This is a genomic window from Paenilisteria riparia FSL S10-1204 (assembly GCF_000525995.1).
Taxonomy (GTDB): domain Bacteria; phylum Bacillota; class Bacilli; order Lactobacillales; family Listeriaceae; genus Listeria_A; species Listeria_A riparia.
The window spans coordinates 14,660-32,563 of sequence record NZ_AODL01000005.1 but is presented as its reverse complement, the minus strand read 5'-3'; the positions used below and the strand labels follow the sequence as shown (position 1 = coordinate 32,563).

Below are 17,904 nucleotides of genomic sequence, written 5' to 3'. Positions count from 1 at the left end.
TTCTCACCCCGTTCTCTATACTGTCTCGCTTACCCGTGCTGGTTGCATTGCTTCCATCTCGAATGACCGCGATTCTAATACACGCAAAATCGCTTCTGCTGTATCAAGCGATGTACAAACAGGAACGCCATTTTCAACTGACTCCCGACGAATTTGGAATCCGTCACGCTCTGGCTGCTTACCTGTTGTCAATGTGTTCACGACAAGCGTTACTTGGCCGTTACGAATATAATCAATTAATGTTTCATGATTCTCGCCAATTTTCTTCACTTTAGAAACCGGAATCCCATTTTCTTCTAATACTAGCGCCGTTCCAGAAGTCGCCATGATTGTAAAGCCAATATTTTTAAAACGTTCTGCAAGCGCTGTGGCCTCTACCTTATCACGATCCGCTACTGTTAGGAGCACCGTCCCGTAATCCAACATCTTCACGCCACTTGCGACAAACCCTTTGTACAATGCCTTTTCAAGCGTGCAATCTTTCCCCATTACTTCCCCAGTCGATTTCATTTCAGGTCCAAGCGATGTATCTACGCTACGCAATTTCGCAAATGAGAACACTGGCACCTTTACAAAAATCTCTTGTTTTTCTGGGGCCAAGCCTTCTTTGTAGCCAAGTTCTAGCAATGTTTTGCCGAGAATGACTTTTGTCGCAATGTTCGCCATCGGGATATCGGTGATTTTACTTAGAAATGGCGCAGTACGGCTTGATCTTGGGTTTACTTCGATAACAAAGACATCTTCATCTGCCACGACATATTGAATGTTGAGCATGCCGATAATATGAAGTCCTTTTGCAAGGCGTGTTGTGTAGTCTACAATCGTGTCTTTCACATACTGCGACAAGCTTTGCGCTGGATAAACGGCGATGGAGTCACCAGAATGGACACCAGCACGTTCGATATGTTCCATGATACCTGGAATAACAACGTTTGTGCCATCACTAATCGCATCGACTTCGACTTCTTGTCCTTGCACGTAACGGTCGACTAAGACAGGATGTTTCGGGTTCACTTTGACGGCATTGTTCATGTAATAACGGAGCGCTTCTTCTGATTCCACGATTTCCATTGCGCGTCCGCCGAGTACATAGGAAGGTCGTACCAATACCGGATAACCAATGTTTGTTGCTACGGCTACTGCTTCTTCGATGGAAGTCGCTGTTTTCCCAGCTGGTTGCGGAATGCCAAGTTCTACGAGCGCTTTTTCAAATTTGTCACGGTTTTCTGCGCGATCAATGTCTTCTAACGATGTTCCTAAAATTTTAACCCCGCGTTCTGCCAAACCGTCTGCTAAATTAATCGCTGTCTGACCACCAAATTGCACGACAACACCGAGCGGTTTTTCCAGTTCAATGACATGCATCACGTCTTCTAGCGTCAATGGCTCAAAGTATAGCTTGTCAGAAATACTGAAGTCCGTCGATACCGTTTCCGGGTTGTTATTGATAATAATCGCTTCATAGCCCGCTTGTTGAATGGCCCAAACCGAATGAACCGTCGCGTAATCAAACTCGACACCTTGTCCAATCCGAATTGGCCCAGAGCCAAGCACAATGACGCTTTCTTTTTCAGAGCGCACCGACTCATTTTCATCTTCGTAACTGCTATAGAAGTAAGGCGTCGTTGATTCGAACTCCGCGGCACACGTATCCACCATTTTATAAACCGGGATAATGCCTGTGTCTTTACGGAAATCATACACTTCGCGTTCCGGCATGTCCCATAATTTAGCAATCGCGCCGTCACTAAAGCCATTGCGTTTTGCCTCACGTAACACTTCCTCATCTTTCACATGTTCCGCAATCACTGCTTCTTGCCCGATAATTTTCGCGAGTTTATATAAAAAGAATAAATCAATTTTCGTTTTGTTATGCAAGTCTTCAATCGTCCAACCTTTGCGAAGCGCTGCGGCTAAGAAGAATAAGCGATCATCTTCCGGGAAACAAATTTTGCGTTCTAATTCTTCTAATGATGCGTTCTCTGCTTCTTCCAAGTACAAGTGCGTCGTGCCGATTTCAAGCGAACGAACCGCCTTCAAAAGCGACTCTTCCAAATTCCGTCCAATCGCCATGACTTCACCTGTCGCCTTCATTTGCGTACCTAAACGACGATCTGCTTTTTCAAATTTATCAAAAGGAAAGCGCGGGATTTTCGAGACAACATAGTCAAGCGTTGGTTCAAAATGTGCATACGTTGTTCCAGTTACGGGATTCTTCATTTCATCTAGCGTTAAACCTACAGCAATTTTCGCAGCAAGTTTCGCAATCGGATAGCCTGTTGCTTTTGATGCTAGCGCAGAAGAACGGCTCACACGTGGGTTTACCTCAATCACGTAATATTCGTAGCTATCTGGATCAATCGCCAACTGCACGTTACAGCCACCTTCAATTTCTAACGCGCGAATAATTTTCAGCGATACATCACGAAGCATTTGGTATTCCCGATCCGAAAGCGTTTGACTCGGTGCTACAACAATCGAATCGCCCGTATGAATGCCGACTGGATCGATATTTTCCATGTTACAAACGACCATCGCATTGTCATTCGCATCACGCATTACTTCATACTCCACTTCTTTAAAGCCCGCAATACTGCGCTCTAGCAAACATTGCGTCACAGGACTAAGCTTCAAGCCACTCGCCACAATTTCCGCCAAATCCGCATCATTATGACAAATTCCGCCGCCAGAACCACCAAGCGTATACGCCGGACGAACAATAACCGGATAACCAATTTTCGCAACAAAATTTTGCGCTTCTTGCAAGTTATGAATAATATCACTCTCTGGAACCGGCTCGCCAAGCTCATGCATCAAGTCACGAAACGCCTCACGATCCTCCGCCTTCTTAATCGCTACCAAATCTGTCCCCAAAACTTCCACACCACAAGCATCCAAAATGCCAGCTTCGGCAAGTTCCATCGCCATATTCAGCCCCGTTTGACCACCAAGCGTCGGCAAAATGGCATCCGGGCGCTCTTTTCTAATAATACGTGACACAAAATCCAGCGAAATCGGCTCAATATAAACTTGGTCCGCCATCTCCACATCCGTCATAATCGTTGCTGGATTGGAGTTCACAAGTACCACACGATACCCTTCCTCTTTCAAACTCAGGCACGCCTGCGTCCCCGCATAATCAAATTCCGCAGCTTGACCAATGACAATCGGTCCAGAACCAATCACTAAAATTGTTTCAATATCCTCACGTTTAGGCATTTTGTTCCGCACCTTCCTTTTCCATCATTGTTATAAACTGGTCAAATAAGTAGTTTACATCGCTTGGTCCTGGGTTTGCTTCTGGATGATATTGCACTGTATAAGCAGGAAACTCTTTATGCGCCAAACCTTCTACTGTTCCATCATTCAACTCAACATGCGTTACTTCAATGTCTTTTCCAACAAGCGAATCCGCATCCACCGCATAGCCATGATTTTGCGCCGTGAAATCCACACGACCTGTCGCAAGCTCCTTCACTGGGTGGTTTGCCCCACGATGTCCGAACTTCAATTTAAATGTATCCGCACCATTAGCCAGCGCAAACAATTGATGGCCTAAACAAATCCCGAACAACGGCACTTTCCCTTGTAATCCGCGAATCATCTCCACCGCCTCAGGAACATCTTTTGGGTCCCCAGGTCCATTCGATAACATCACACCATCCGGATGCATCGCCAAAATTTCTTCCGCCGTAGTGTTGTAAGGCACGACCGTAATATCACACTCACGCTTGTTTAACTCGCGCATAATGCTACTTTTAACACCATAATCTACAAGTACAACACGTTTACCCTCACCCGGATTCGTAAACGCCTTCGAACAAGAAACTTCACGCACTTGATCTACTGGCAGACGCACCGAACGCAAATGATGCAACAAATGTTCCTTGTCCGCCTTCTCAGGAGCTAAAATTCCTTTGAGTGTTCCTTCTTGGCGAATAATTTTTGTTAATTTTCGCGTATCAATCCCTGCAATTCCAGGAATATCTTTTTCTTTTAAAAACTGGTCTAGCGTTAGTTGATTGCGCCAATTCGAAGCAAATTCTGCTGCCTCACGCACAACCACGCCTTTGACAGCTGGGTGAATGGATTCAAAGTCGTCACGATTCACGCCATAATTCCCAACAAGCGGGTATGCAAACGTGATAATTTGCCCGTAATAAGACGGATCGGTAATCGTTTCCTGATATCCCGTCATTCCTGTATTAAAAACAACCTCACCGATTGTCTCGCGGTCACTGCCAATCGCCGTACCGATAAAATAATTTCCGTCTTCCAACATTAAAATCCGTTTCGCCATTATTTATTCCACCCCTTCTTGATACACAAGCATTCCTTCTGCAAACGTCGCCACTGGCCAACCAACACAATTCCAACCCGTAAATGGCGTATTTCTTCCTTTTGATGCAAAATTATCAGGATCAATCATCGCTTCTTTTTCCAAATCGATGACTGTAATATCCGCAATTCCACCAATCTCAAGTACACCGTATGGCAAGTTAAAAACTTCCGCTGGTTTCACTGTCATCCAGTCCATTAATTGTTTCAACGTCCATTCACCAGTTTTCACAAAATGCGTATAAAGTAATGGGAATGCCGTTTCAAGGCCTACAATACCAAACATCGCTTTTTCCATCGGCACATTCTTTTCCTCCGCAGCATGTGGCGCATGATCTGTCGCAATAAAATCAATCGTGCCATCAAGCAAACCTTCTAACAGTGCCTCGTGATCCTCTTTCGCACGCAATGGCGGATTCATTTTCCAATTCCCATCGTTCCCTGGAATATCCGTCTCATTTAAAATCAAATGGTGTGGCGAAACCTCCGCCGTTACACGAATCCCAGCACGTTTCGCATCACGCACTGCACGAACTGACTCCTTCGTCGAAATATGGCATACATGATAATGACAATTCGCCGCCTCCGCTAACAACACGTCCCGCGCAATTTGCACCGACTCCGCAATATTCGGAATCCCCGCCAATCCTTGCTCCTGCGCAAAAATCCCGTCATGCACAACCCCGCCATAAACTAGCGAATTATCCTCACAATGCGCGACAATCGCCATGTCCAACGCCGCCGCCTTCTTCATTGCCTCATACATCATGCCCGCCGTCTGCACACCAACACCGTCATCCGTAAACGCAAATGCTCCAGCAGCCTTCAGCGCCGCAAAGTCCACCAACTCGTCACCCTTCAAACTCGATGTAATCGACGCATAAGGTAGCACGCGCACATTCGCCGTTTCCTTAATCCGATCCACCACTTGCGTCATCACTTCCGCCGTATCTGGCACCGGCTTCGTATTTGGCATCGCACAAACCGTCGTATACCCACCGCGCGCAGCCGCCGCAGTCCCCGTTGCAATCGTCTCCTTATGCTCACCGCCCGGTTCCCGCAAATGCACATGCACATCCACAAGCCCTGGCGCAACAAGTTTCCCCGCCACATCGATTACCTGTGCCCCATCACGCTCCATCCCATCACCAATCGCCGTCACACGACCATCCTCAATCACAACATCCTTTACTTCTAAATCGCCATTTCCCATCAGCACTTTTCCATTTTTCAATACGTACATGTCTTCACCCTCGTTTCTTTATCTTGGCAAACTGCCTCTAAAATCGCCATGCGTATAAACACACCGTTCGTCATCTGCTCCACAATCCGCGACTTCTCACATTCCACAAGCGAATCCGCAATTTCCACGTCTCGATTCACCGGACTCGGATGCATAATAATTGCTTTGTCTTTCATTTTCGCCGCACGAGCTTCCGTCAAACCATACTTTTCATGATAATCTGACTTCGTAAAACTAAGTAATCCATCATGTCGCTCCTCCTGAACCCTCAACAACATAATCACATCCATTTGCTCCACTAAATCATCCATTTCCATATACGTGCCAAACGCATCACAGCCCTCACGCAACCACTCCGGAGGTCCAGCAAAAAACACCTCCGCGCCAAGTCGTTTTAACGCCTGCATGTTCGAATTCGCCACACGACTATGCACAATATCCCCCACAATCGCGACTTTTAACCCCTTAAAGCCACCGAATTCTTCTTTAATCGTGAACAAATCTAGCAAAGATTGACTCGGATGTTGCCCGCAGCCATCGCCACCATTGACAATCGCAATACCAAGCTCCCGAAGTGGCTCATAGTAATCCTCATCCGAATGCCTTATAACCGCAACATCCACACCAATCGCCTGCATCGTGAGCGCCGTATCATACAATGTTTCACCCTTTGTCACACTCGACTTTGACGGATCAAATGAGAGTACTTCAATGCCAAGCTTCTTCTGCGCCATCTCAAAACTATTATGCGTTCGCGTACTTGCTTCAAAAAACATATTGACCGCATATACTTGCTTTTTCGGAGTCCAGATTTCACCTTGTTTAAAACGCCCTGCCCGGTCAAGTAATTCTCCAATTTCAGCTACAGAAAGCTCTTCCATCGATACTACATCCTTCATTTAAAACGCCACCTTCTCTAAAAATTTACTTACTAACTTAAATGAAAACCCCTAAAAAATTGCGCTATCTTTAGAGGTTTTTCATGAGGTTTATTTAGTTGTTTTCTCTGGTATTACTAGGTTTAAAATGATACCAATCAAAGCTGCCATCGCCATTCCCGCAAGTTGAAATGAACCAATGTGAATCATCAAACCACCAATACCGACAACAAGGACAACTGATGCGATAATCATATTACGGTTTTGGCTTAAATCAACACGGCTTTCAATCATCATTCGCAAGCCACTCGTCGCAATAACCCCGAACAAAAGCAAGGAAATCCCGCCAAGCACAGCCGTTGGAACCGATGTAATAATCGCGTTGATATACCCGATGAAACCAAAAGCAATCGCGAACACCGCCGCACCACCGATAACAAACACACTGTAAACCTTCGTAATCGCTAGTACACCAATGTTTTCGCCATAAGTCGTCACTGGTGGCCCACCGATTAAAGAAGCAATAATCGAAGCAGTCCCATCCGCCGCAAGCGAACGATGCAAACCTGGATCTTTAAAGAAGTTCCGATTCGTAATTCGATTCAACAGCAGCTGATGTCCCATATGCTCCGCCATCGTCACAAATGCAAGCGGCGCCATCGAAAGCACCACCGTGAGCGTTACAACCGGATCCATATTCACAAACGGAATCGTAAAGTCTGGCACTTGGAACAAACTCGCCTCTTTAATTAGCGTATAATCCACCAACCCAAACATCATACTCACCAAGTATCCAATCACAAAGCCACACAAAATCGGAATCAATCCGAAAAATCCTTTGAAAAACATCATCGCGATAATCGTAGCTACTAGCGTAATTAAGGCGACTAGTAAAATTTTATAATCATATGCGCCACCATTATTCGTTCCCATCGCCATCGCCGCCGCACTTGGCGCAAGCGACAAACCAATAACCATAATCACAGGGCCAACAACAATTGGCGGTAACACTTTTTGAATCCATTCCACGCCGACATAATAGACAATCAAAGCCACAATTGCATATACAATTCCGACCGAGAATGTCCCGACCATTACCGCTCCAGGTCCGCCACCGGATTTCGCAGCAAGAAGCATCGTTATCGGCGCAATAAAGGCAAATGATGAACCTAAGTAAGCTGGAATCTTGCCTCGTGTGATAATCAGATAAGCAAGTGTTCCTAACCCACTTGAAATCAGCGCCACACTTGGATTTAAGTGCGTCACAGTTGGCACGAAAATCGTAGACCCGAACATCGTGAACAAATGTTGAATACTAAGTACAATCCATTTATTCCACGTTGGCCTTTCATGAATATCTAGCACTGGTTTTACATAATTAGATGTTGTCTCTTCTGTCATTTTTCTCCCTCTTTCCATAAAAAATACTCCCTGTCTAAAATTGCGACAAAGAGTAGTTATGTACTGAATTTAGGTATAGTTATACCGTAAAATCCAATCACCCTTTGTCAGCCTCTCTGGACTGCCTTTAAAAGTGGTATCCCAGCGTGTCGGCAAACGCGCTCATCTTCGTCGTTGAAGTCTCCGCTCCAGTGCTCGACTTCGCCTAGAATCTAAGCATTTGCCGACACGCTGGGGGCTTGCGGATATTCTTGAAGATTAGTTTTTCAAACAAGCTGAAATTTATTATTTAATTATTGTAACTGCATCCGCGACATGATCAATATCGGCTAAGTGGACTTCAATGCGTTCCTCGCTCGATGTCGGGATATTTTTTCCTACAAAATCGGCGCGAATCGGTAGTTCTCGGTGGCCTCGATCTGCTAAAACGGCTAGCTGAATTCCAGCTGGGCGCCCCACATCCATTAGCGCGTCCATTGCGGCACGCACTGTCCGGCCCGTGTATAATACATCGTCCACCAGCACAACTTTTTTTCCATTAATGTCAAACGGAACATTCGTGTTATTCAGTGACGGCTCTGCGGAATCGTTTTTAAAAGAAAGATCATCGCGATAAAGCGTAATATCTATGTCCCCAACTGGAACCTCGACATCTTCTATCTCCTTCATTCGTGCTTGCAAACGATTAGCAAGGAAGATTCCCCGTGTCTTAATTCCCACAAGCGCTAAATCCTTCGTTCCTTTATTCCGCTCGATGATTTCATAACTCACACGTGTCAGCGCCCGCTTAATCGCCGCTTCATCCATTACCACAACTTCTTCTGACATGCCTTCCCCTCCCTCGCAGTACAAAATAAAAACCCTCTGCCAGTATATAGAAGGCAAAGGGTAGACGTATAGATTCAAATTGGGTACAGAAATCCCCAAATCACGTTACCTTCTTAGCCTCTCTGGACTATGTTAAAGGACTGTTATTTCATTAGGTCTAGCTTATCGTAATCTATATGCTTTGTCAACTGATTTTGTTGCGGTTTGAGAAATTAATTGATTTTCTAGTAAGGGGTTAAAAATGCATAAAATTAATTACACTTCGATTCTTAGGAAATTTAAAGCGAAGCTAAGATTGGTAAAAGAAGTTAGGAGGTTTTTTTAGAAGTGAATGATACCAAGCGAATATTAATAAAAATAAGCGGAGCTGCTCTTGGGGAAAATGAACATCACTTTGATCAAAAAAAATTTACACAAATCGCTAATAAAATCGTGGATTTAGCAGACGCAGGTTTTCAAATATCTATCGTTGTTGGTGGAGGAAATTTGTTTCGTGGTAACTTAGCGGAAGACTGGAACATAGAGCGTGTGGAGGCAGATAACATAGGAACGTTAGGTACCATAATCAATAGCCTGATTCTTCGTGGTATTTTAAAATCTCTGACAAATAGAGAAGTTCGTGTTATGACATCTATACCTATTCATTCCGTAGCAGAGCCTTTTATTCGATTGCGAGCTATACAGCATTTAGAAAAAGGTGATATTGTTATCTTTGCTGGCGGTAACGGACAACCCTTCGTAACAACTGATTATCCGTCTGTTCAAAGAGCGGTGGAAACCAATTCAGACAGTATGATTGTGGCAAAAAATGGTGTCGATGGAGTGTATACAACAGATCCCAATCTGTTTAAAAGTGCAAAAAAATATAAAATACTTAATTATGATGATGTCATAAAGAATGATATCCGTGTAATGGACCAGTCCGCTTTATTACTTGCTAAGGAACATGATTTACCGATTCAAGTGATAGATTTTAACATGCTAGATCTCTCAAAGTTATTTTCCAATAATGACTCCTTGGGGACACTTATCACATCGCAAAAATCTTTACTAGATGATTAGATTATGTTTACTCAATTTTGATTAATACCCAATACATTAAAAGCTGGCCTGATATTAAAACTGTATTACAAAAGCCTATGATTTTCATTCTAAGTCTCTTTTTAGTTACCGTTGCACTTCAATTGTAAATTCAAGGCAAAAAAATAATCCCTCTAGGCCGCCAAACTTAGTGGATTATTTCTCATTATGAACCGGCAGTCCGCCTTAAAGCGAATTCCGTCTAGGTTGGTACAAAACTCAGTATAAAGCAAAATCGCCGAACCATTTACTTGAGGTAGGACGAAAATTCTGCTTTACACAAATCGCGCGAAAGCGTTTGTATTCAGGGGATTTGGAAAGGAATAACCGTCCACGTTGTTCACGCTTATATTGGGACTGTAACTCAGTACTTCGAACAGTCGGAGAGGATTAACCACTCTCTTTGTTCGTGCTTATATTGGGACTGTAACTCAGTACTTCGAACAGTCCCAACAAAGCGGAGCATACCCCCGTATGTGATGACTGAAAGCAGGGAGGGAGTCGTATCCCCGACCATGCGAGAAGTTAAGCGTAGCGTTAGTGTAGCAGAACCGCTTGGAACTCGCCGTCTGAATCCTGATGGAACGCCTACTCGTAAACTCGTAGGCATATTGAGGCTGTACCTCGGTTTCTTCGAACAGCCTCAACAATGCGAGCGCTTGTCGCCGATTTATTTTGGTTATGTCCCAGACTCGCTTTTTCATTACTCCATCTATACCACATTATCCTCCATACTGCATAATTCTCCCTCTTATTTTTCCAAGGTTTCTAATGCTTGTTGAAAAATGGGCGGTAGTGGTGCCTCGAAATGCATGCGTTCGCCAGTGGTTGGATGTGTAAATCCAAGTTCAGCTGCGTGAAGAAACTGCCCTTCGCCGGTTAATGTGTTCTTTACGCCATATTTTGGATCTCCAGCAAGTGGGTGTCCAATATATTTCAAGTGCACGCGGATTTGATGTGTTCGTCCAGTTTCTAAACGGCACTTAATCAGTGTGTAGCCTTTATATCTTTCCAACACTTCAAAATGCGTGCGTGATTCTTTTCCTTCGTTGATGACGCCCATTTTTTGACGATCTTCTTTCGAACGGCCAATTGGTGCGTCGATGGTTCCTTTTTGATGCTTGATGACGCCATGAACAAGCGCAATGTATTCGCGATCGCTGGTTTTGTCATATAATTGTCCCGCTAAAGATTCGTGGGCTTTGTCGTTTTTTGCGACCATTAGTAAGCCGGATGTATCTTTGTCGATGCGGTGCACGATGCCTGGGCGGATTTTGCCGTTGATGCCCGATAGGTCTTTACAATGAAATAGCAAGGCATTCACGAGTGTTCCTGTTGTGTGTCCTGCGGATGGATGTACCACCATGCCCTGCGGTTTATTTACCACTAAAACATCGGAATCTTCATAATAAATATCAAGCGGGATGTCTTCTGCTAAAACATCTATTTCTTCTGCTTCGCGAACAACGTACGTAATTTCATCGCCAGTTTGGCATTTATAGTTCGGTTTTGACGTTTCTCCGTTGACTAGGATTGCGTCGTCTTTGAGCAATGTTTGTACTGCTGAACGCGTGATGTCCAGTAGTTCTGCTAACGCCTTGTCCAAGCGCTCGCGGTTTAATTTTTCGGGAATAATAATGGTGTTTTGTGTCATTTTTTCGTTCCTTTCGTTTTGCGATCATCCAAGAAAACGTAGACGATAAGTAAAATAACACCTACTGTCAGGCTTGCATCCGCCACATTAAATATCGGGAAGTAATAATGTCCCCAAATCGTTTGTACAAAGTCCACTACTTCTTGGTGTAACAAGCGATCAATAAAGTTCCCAATTGCCCCACCTAGCACTAGCGCTAAACTAATGCCTAGAAGTTTACTATTTTTACCGTAGCGTTGTAGGAAATAAATCAAAACAACGATGACAAGTAACGTAATCAGATAGAAAAACCACATTCTTCCTTCCAAAACGCCCCAAGCCGCGCCTGAATTACGATGGGATGTAATATTTAGAAAGCCTGGAATGATTTCAATCACTTCTCTTAAATCTAAGTTCTGCACAATCAGCCACTTGGTGAATTGGTCAATCACGATAATCACTAATGCAATTAAATAATAATATAGCATAAAAATTCCTCATTTCTTTAAAAATATGTAAGGCGAGATGTGCCCGAATAAGACACACCCCGCGAATACATCATTGCAAAATAAATTGTAACAAAAATAGCGCTGCAATGATATACATGAGTATCGGTGTTCGCGTCCGATTTTTTGTAAATAGTTTCAAAATCGGGTAAGCGATGAACCCTGCTGCAATTCCGTCTGCGATACTATACGAGAATGGGATAATAATAACGATTAGTAATGCCGAAAAAGTGTCCGCAGCATTACTCAAGTCCATTTCCTTCATTTCCTGCAACATCGACATCCCAATAATAATTAAGATTGGGGCAATCGCACTGTTCGGAATAAATGAAATATATGGCATCAAAACAAGTGAGATTAAAAAGAAAATCGCAACCGTCACAGATGACAGCCCTGTTCTCGCACCACTTGCCGACATCGATCCACTTTCTAATGCTGAAATCGTCGGACTCGTTCCAAATAATCCTGACAAAAATGACGTGAAACTACTTGCCTGCAAGACTCGCGGCAATTTCTCTGTCTGTCCAAGTTGCTTCGTCTGGCCATATGTCAAACCAACCGTCTCAAACACAAGCACCATCGTCAGCGAAAATACACTCGTCCAAAAAGCGACTTGACCAACACCAGAAAAATCAGCTTGAAACAGCACATCTTTCCATGGCGCAAGGCTAAGCGCATCTTTAGAAACTTCTCCGTGCACACCAAACAGAACACTTACGAGCGTCCCCACCAAAATGCTCCATAAAAAAGCCCCTGGTACTTTGCGCACAAGCAGAATCATGGTGATAATAAGCGTGATTAATGTCGCCCAAACAAATGGATCATGAATATCGCCTATCGCCAAAATGGAATGTTTCCCGCGCGTAACGAGTTCTCCTTTTTCAAGACCTAGCAACACCAAGAAAAGTCCTAAACCGACTGTGATCCCTTGTTTTAGAATTAGCGGAATCGTGTCGTTCAGCTTTCTTGCAAGTGGTGTAAATGCTAAAATCATGAATAAAAAGCCACTGACAACGACAACCGCGAGTGCTTGCTGCCATGACAATCCGAGCGTTTGCACGAAATTGTAAGCGAACAAAGCATTGATACCCATACCAGGCATCAAAATAAGCGGTGCATTAGCCCAAAATCCCATCACCAAACAACCGACAACCGAAATAAATATCGTCGCTAGAATGGCGCCTTGATATGGAACGCCTGCTTCAGACAAAATTGAACTATTGACAACAATAATGTAGACAACGGTGAAAAAACCAATCATTCCTGCTAACAGTTCCGTACGAACCGAAGTACCGTGCGCCTTTAGCCGAAAAACCTTGTCCAATAATTTATGCATCATAATTCCTCTTTATTCAATTATCCCTCTCCCAACCCATAGAGTCTCGCCCCTACCACGAATCCTTATTATAACAGACACAGCGGGTTTCGCCTAGAGCTTTTACTTTTTTATTATGATATAATAGATTGCTTATGTGACTAAAAAGGGGGAGCATCATTTTGGAACAAACATTTACAAGTGGTGAAAAATGGCGGCAGTTTTTTGTTATTTTCACACCTGTCGTTGTGTCGCAGTTAATGCTTTTTTCGATGGCTTTAATTGATACGATGATGTCGGGCCATTATTCCAATGAAGCCTTAGCAGGAACCGCAATTGGGAACTCTTTGTGGGGGCCGTTTAATGCGAGTTTGTCTGGCTTATTGATGGCTGTAACGCCAATTATTTCGCAACTTATCGGTCGTGGCGAAGGACATGACATTAAACGAACGGTTAGCAATGGCTTATATATTGCGATTGGGCTTGCCGCTGTGCTTATTGCGCTCAATTTTTTTGTTCGTGCCTTCAATACTCCGAATGATGGGACTAGACCCTGCTGTAGCTTCTATTGCAAGGCATTTTTTAAACGGGATTTGTTTTGGGATTCCGGCGTTTTTCTTTTATTCGGTGTTGCGCGCTTTCATTGATTCGCTTGGACTTACGCGTGTGACGATGATGATTACGCTCATTACGGTGCCTGTGAATATTTTCTTGAACTACTTATTGATTTTCGGAAATTGGGGCTTCCCAGAGCTTGGCGGGGTTGGTAGCGGTTATGCGACCGGAATCACATACTGGATTGTTCTCCTCGTCACGATTATTCTGATTCAAAGTCAAAAACGATTGCGCGATTATCATATTTTCTCAGCTTTCCAACGGTTGAGCCTAGAAAAAATGAAAGAAATTATCAAACTCGGTGTTCCCAATGGATTAACGATTTTGTTTGAAGTGAGCATATTCTCGGCGGTAACCGTTTTTATGGGGCGATTTGGGACAGATACGATTGCAGCGCATCAGTCGGCGATTAGTGTCCCGACCTTGCTTTATGCGTTTCCGCTTAGTATCGCTGCTGCTTTGACCATTCTTATCGGCTTCGAAACTGGCGCTAAACGACTTTTGGACGCTAAACAATATCGCCACATTGGGATGATTTCTGCGATTGCCATTGGTGTTATAAACGGTGTTTTGCTACTTATATTCCGCGATCAAATCGCACTTTTATTTACGAATGATCCGAAACTTGCCGATTTGATTACGCATTTCCTTATTTACGCGGTATTGTTCCAATTTGCCGATGCCTTGCTCTCACCTGTTCTCGGGGCATTGCGCGGTTACAAAGACGTCACCGTTACTTCGATTGTCGCCTTTATTTCCTATTGGATTATTGGTTTGCCGCTTGGGCTGCTACTTTCCTACACAACACTTGGCCCATTTGGCTTCTGGATTGGCCTAAGCGCTGGTTTATTTATCGCCGCCTTTATCCTCTCCATCCGCGTTCGATTCACTGAAAAAAGACTAGCCTAAAAAAGTTGGAACTTAGCAGAACAAATACCTCGATTTGTCATGCTAAATTCCAACTTTTATTTTGCAAGGCCTTCGTGTATTTTATCTAAATTCCATTGCATCATTTCTAAATACGAATCGCCAGTCTTTCCTTGTTTTGCGGTCGAGTCCGTAAATAATTTTGCAAAAATTGGAACACTCGTCTCATTCGACACGCTCTCCATGCTCCGCGAATCAACGCTCGTTTCCACGAACAATGCTGGCACTTTATTCGTCCGGATTGTCTCGATGACCTGCTTCATCTGATCTGGCGTCCCTTGGTTCTCCGTATTGATTTCCCAAATATACGCAGCGTTCAGTCCGTACGCTGCCGCGAAATATTTAAACGCTCCTTCACTCGTCACCAGCGTCTTATTTTCCAAATCTGCAAACTTCGTCTTCGCTTCCCCATCTAATTTTGCAAGTTTTGCCGTGTAGGCTTTCGCGCGTTCCTTATAATATGCCGCATTATCCGGATCTGCCTTCACCAACGCATCACGCGCATTGGCAACGTACTTCATCCCGTTTTGCAAATCAAGCCACGCGTGCGGGTCCGTCTCACTTTCCTTCCCCTTCGCATGCAAGAATTTAGGCGCAACACCTTTGCTCAGCGCTACCGCCTCCTTTTGCCCCGAAGACGCCATCAAGCGATCAAACCAGCCATTTCCCGTCTCCAAATTCAAACCATTATAAAAGACAATGTCCGCATCCGCCATTTTCTGCACATCTTTTGGCAATGGATCATATTCATGTGGATCAACCCCGACAGGCACAATGCTGTACAGCTCGATTTTATCGCCACCAACCTGTTTCACCATATCATACAAAATCGAATAGGTCGTCACAACTTGTAATCTCCCCGAATCCGTGGCCTTCTCTTTCCCACCACACGAGGTTAAAATAACACCTAAAAGCACCATCATCAGCGCTAGAATCATTTTTTTCATTGGTTCACGCTCCGTTTTCCAAAAATAAGTCCTTGCTTCGGCGAAAATATGAATACAAGGATAAACAAAACCGTGGCCGCAAGAACGATTGAAGCACCCGATGCAAGATTATACATGTAGCTGAAATAAAGCCCAATCACCGCACTTAAAGCTCCGAATCCCCCGGCTAAAAACAACATGACTGATAAGCGATTCGTCAGTAAGTACGCTGTCGCAGCAGGTGTAATCAGCATCGCCACGACCAGAATGATCCCTACCGTTTGCAAAGAAGCGACCGTCACAAGCGTCAACAAGGTCATCAAGAAATAATGTAACACCCGCACCCTCAAACCATAACTTTCCGCCATCACTGGATCAAACGAACTCACAAGCAGTTCCTTATAAAACAGCCCGACCAAGAGCAATACAACAACTCCAATCACAAACGTAATCCACATATCACTATTCCGCACTGCCAACACATTCCCGAACAAAATATGATACAAATCCGTCGAACTTTGCGCAAGCGAAATCATAATAATCCCTAATGCAAAAAATGAACTGAACACAATGCCGATAGCCGTATCATTTTTAATCCGACTATTCTGATTCACAAATCCAATCCCAAGCGCAGCAATAACGCCAAAAGCCGCCGCTCCAAAAAAGAAGTTCACGCCCAGCATATAAGAAACCGCAACACCCGGTAACACCGCATGTGAAATTGCATCTCCCATCAACGACATCCCACGTAAAATAATAAAACTTCCTATCACGCCCGACACAACACCAACAATCACCGATGTCAACAATGCCTTTTGTAAAAATGCATATTCCATCAAACCCTCCAAAAACAGCATTAGCTAACACCTCCAAACCGAAAACCTTGACCATATGCCTTTAATATATTCTCTTCCGTAAAAGTCTTCGTCGTATCCCCATGTGCAACTAATACCTTATTCAGCAAAATGACCTCATCAAAATACCCTGCCACCTTATGGAAATCATGGTGGACAACAATCATTGTTTTGCCTTCATCTCTTAATTTTTGCAAAACACGCACAATCAAAGCTTCACTTGTCATATCAATGCCGACAAATGGTTCATCCAACAAGAAAATATCGGCCTGTTGCGCCAAAGCTCGCGCAATAAAAACCCGCTGCAACTGACCACCCGACAACTCACCAATCTGTCGTTTCGAAAAATCCAGCATATCCACTTGTGCCAAAGCATCTCGTGCGATTTGCCGTTCTTTCTTCCGTGGCCATTTCATCAATCCAAGTTGCGGATACGTCCCAATCAACACCGTGTCCAACACCGTAATTGGAAACGTCAAGTCTACACTATTGCGCTGCGGTACATATGCCATTCTTCCACGAATTCCTTGCATCGACTCACCTTCCCATGTAACCGTCCCAGACTCGGCTGGAATCAAGCCTATTAATCCTTTTAGAAACGTCGATTTCCCAGCACCATTTGGCCCGATAATTCCCGTCATTTTTCCAGGAGCTATTTGAAGTGAAACATTCTCCACGACTTGCTTTTGTCCATATGCAATTGATAAATTTTCTACTAACATCACCATCACCTTTTCCTATGCGACTATTTGTTACACGAAACTAACAATGTTTCTCTAAGGAAACTTTATAGATAGTATAGCCTATATAAATGGATTTGTAAAGAAATCTTCGTTTGGTAATAAGAAAGAACCCATGCTGTGTCCACACTTATAATGAGCCTGTAACTCATACCTTCGAAAAGCCCTAACAGCAAAAAACGCAAACCATCACGGTTTGCGTTTCCTGCAATCTATTCAGCTAACTTCTTCAGCAACATTTGGAACTGCTCGCGCTCTTCTTCTGTAAATACAGAAAAGCGACGAACAAGCATTGCTTTTTTCTTCTTCTCAATCGAATTTACAAATACTTCCGCTTCTTCCGTCAGTTCTAATACGATAATTCGACGATCTACTTCGGAACGATGTCTTGTAATGAATTGATTGGCAACTAACGCGTCGGTAATTGCTGTAATATGACTTGCCGACACATCTAACTTTTTCGATAAATCCGTGGTTCGGTTGATACCGCTAGCAATCAGGCTAAGTACCCGAAATTCTCCACCTGTCATTTTGCGCTCTAAAATACCATCCACTTCATGTCGAAAACTATTAAAAACGCGCTTTACAGCCGTCTCAATTTCCAGAAAATCATCCACGTC

Annotated in this window: 14 protein-coding genes and 1 pseudogene; 2 read left to right on the top strand and 13 right to left on the bottom strand. The window is 43.9% G+C overall.

Annotation, left to right across the window (positions count from 1 at the left end; genetic code table 11):
• Positions 1-15 precede the first annotated feature (15 nt).
• From carB to pyrR, 6 genes are all read right to left on the bottom strand, one after another.
• Positions 16-3,219 carry a carbamoyl-phosphate synthase large subunit gene (carB, locus tag PRIP_RS03470; protein WP_036099526.1) on the bottom strand — a complete coding sequence of 1,068 codons (3,204 nt, stop codon included), beginning with the start codon at positions 3,217-3,219 and terminating at the stop codon, positions 16-18.
• The gene (locus PRIP_RS03465; protein ID WP_036099525.1) at positions 3,212-4,300 is read right to left on the bottom strand and encodes a carbamoyl phosphate synthase small subunit; all 1,089 of its coding nucleotides are present in this window, start codon (positions 4,298-4,300) and stop codon (positions 3,212-3,214) included. Before PRIP_RS03465 ends, carB begins: the two co-directional genes overlap by 8 nt.
• A gap of 3 nt (positions 4,301-4,303) precedes the next feature.
• Entirely contained in the window at positions 4,304-5,581 is a 1,278-nt protein-coding gene (locus PRIP_RS03460) for a dihydroorotase (RefSeq protein WP_036099523.1), read from the bottom strand.
• Positions 5,569-6,480, bottom strand: a complete 912-nt coding sequence (locus PRIP_RS03455) for an aspartate carbamoyltransferase catalytic subunit (protein WP_036099522.1) — start codon at positions 6,478-6,480, stop codon at positions 5,569-5,571. The genes PRIP_RS03460 and PRIP_RS03455 overlap by 13 nt, the downstream gene beginning before the upstream one ends.
• Before the next feature lie 90 nt (positions 6,481-6,570).
• The gene (locus PRIP_RS03450) at positions 6,571-7,860 is read right to left on the bottom strand and encodes a solute carrier family 23 protein (protein WP_036099520.1); all 1,290 of its coding nucleotides are present in this window, start codon (positions 7,858-7,860) and stop codon (positions 6,571-6,573) included.
• A 285-nt stretch (positions 7,861-8,145) separates the two neighbouring features.
• Complete coding sequence (gene pyrR, locus PRIP_RS03445; protein ID WP_036099518.1) at positions 8,146-8,688, bottom strand: bifunctional pyr operon transcriptional regulator/uracil phosphoribosyltransferase PyrR; 543 nt, start codon at positions 8,686-8,688, stop codon at positions 8,146-8,148.
• Between the two features lie 327 nt (positions 8,689-9,015).
• Here pyrR and pyrH point away from each other — a divergent pair, with 327 nt between their 5' ends.
• Positions 9,016-9,750: a UMP kinase gene (gene pyrH / locus PRIP_RS03440; protein ID WP_036099516.1), complete on the top strand. Its 735-nt coding sequence runs from the start codon at positions 9,016-9,018 to the stop codon at positions 9,748-9,750.
• A gap of 769 nt (positions 9,751-10,519) precedes the next feature.
• On the opposite strand, the gene PRIP_RS03435 is transcribed toward pyrH, so the two are convergent.
• The 3 genes from PRIP_RS03435 to PRIP_RS03425 form a co-directional block, all read right to left on the bottom strand.
• Positions 10,520-11,422, bottom strand: a complete 903-nt coding sequence (locus tag PRIP_RS03435) for an RluA family pseudouridine synthase (RefSeq protein ID WP_036099515.1) — start codon at positions 11,420-11,422, stop codon at positions 10,520-10,522.
• Positions 11,419-11,889, bottom strand: a complete 471-nt coding sequence (lspA, locus tag PRIP_RS03430; protein ID WP_036099513.1) for a signal peptidase II — start codon at positions 11,887-11,889, stop codon at positions 11,419-11,421. The genes PRIP_RS03435 and lspA overlap by 4 nt, the downstream gene beginning before the upstream one ends.
• 70 nt (positions 11,890-11,959) lie before the next feature.
• Complete coding sequence (locus PRIP_RS03425) at positions 11,960-13,243, bottom strand: NCS2 family permease (RefSeq protein WP_036099511.1); 1,284 nt, start codon at positions 13,241-13,243, stop codon at positions 11,960-11,962.
• 161 nt (positions 13,244-13,404) lie between these two features.
• On the opposite strand from PRIP_RS03425, the pseudogene PRIP_RS03420 reads away from it, so the two are divergent.
• A pseudogene (locus PRIP_RS03420) lies at positions 13,405-14,746 on the top strand (MATE family efflux transporter).
• A gap of 56 nt (positions 14,747-14,802) precedes the next feature.
• Here PRIP_RS03420 and PRIP_RS03415 read toward each other — a convergent pair.
• The 4 genes from PRIP_RS03415 to PRIP_RS03400 all read right to left on the bottom strand — a co-directional run bounded on the left by PRIP_RS03415 (position 14,803) and on the right by PRIP_RS03400 (position 17,901).
• Positions 14,803-15,711 (bottom strand): metal ABC transporter substrate-binding protein, encoded by a 909-nt coding sequence (locus tag PRIP_RS03415; RefSeq protein WP_036099509.1) that lies wholly within the window; start codon positions 15,709-15,711, stop codon positions 14,803-14,805.
• On the bottom strand, positions 15,708-16,547 hold the full coding sequence (locus PRIP_RS03410; protein ID WP_036099506.1) for a metal ABC transporter permease: 840 nt from the start codon (positions 16,545-16,547) through the stop codon (positions 15,708-15,710). The genes PRIP_RS03415 and PRIP_RS03410 overlap by 4 nt, the downstream gene beginning before the upstream one ends.
• Entirely contained in the window at positions 16,547-17,266 is a 720-nt protein-coding gene (locus PRIP_RS03405; RefSeq protein WP_036099505.1) for a metal ABC transporter ATP-binding protein, read from the bottom strand. Before PRIP_RS03405 ends, PRIP_RS03410 begins: the two co-directional genes overlap by 1 nt.
• 230 nt (positions 17,267-17,496) lie before the next feature.
• Complete coding sequence (locus tag PRIP_RS03400; RefSeq protein WP_036099503.1) at positions 17,497-17,901, bottom strand: MarR family winged helix-turn-helix transcriptional regulator; 405 nt, start codon at positions 17,899-17,901, stop codon at positions 17,497-17,499.
• Positions 17,902-17,904: the final 3 nt, after the last annotated feature.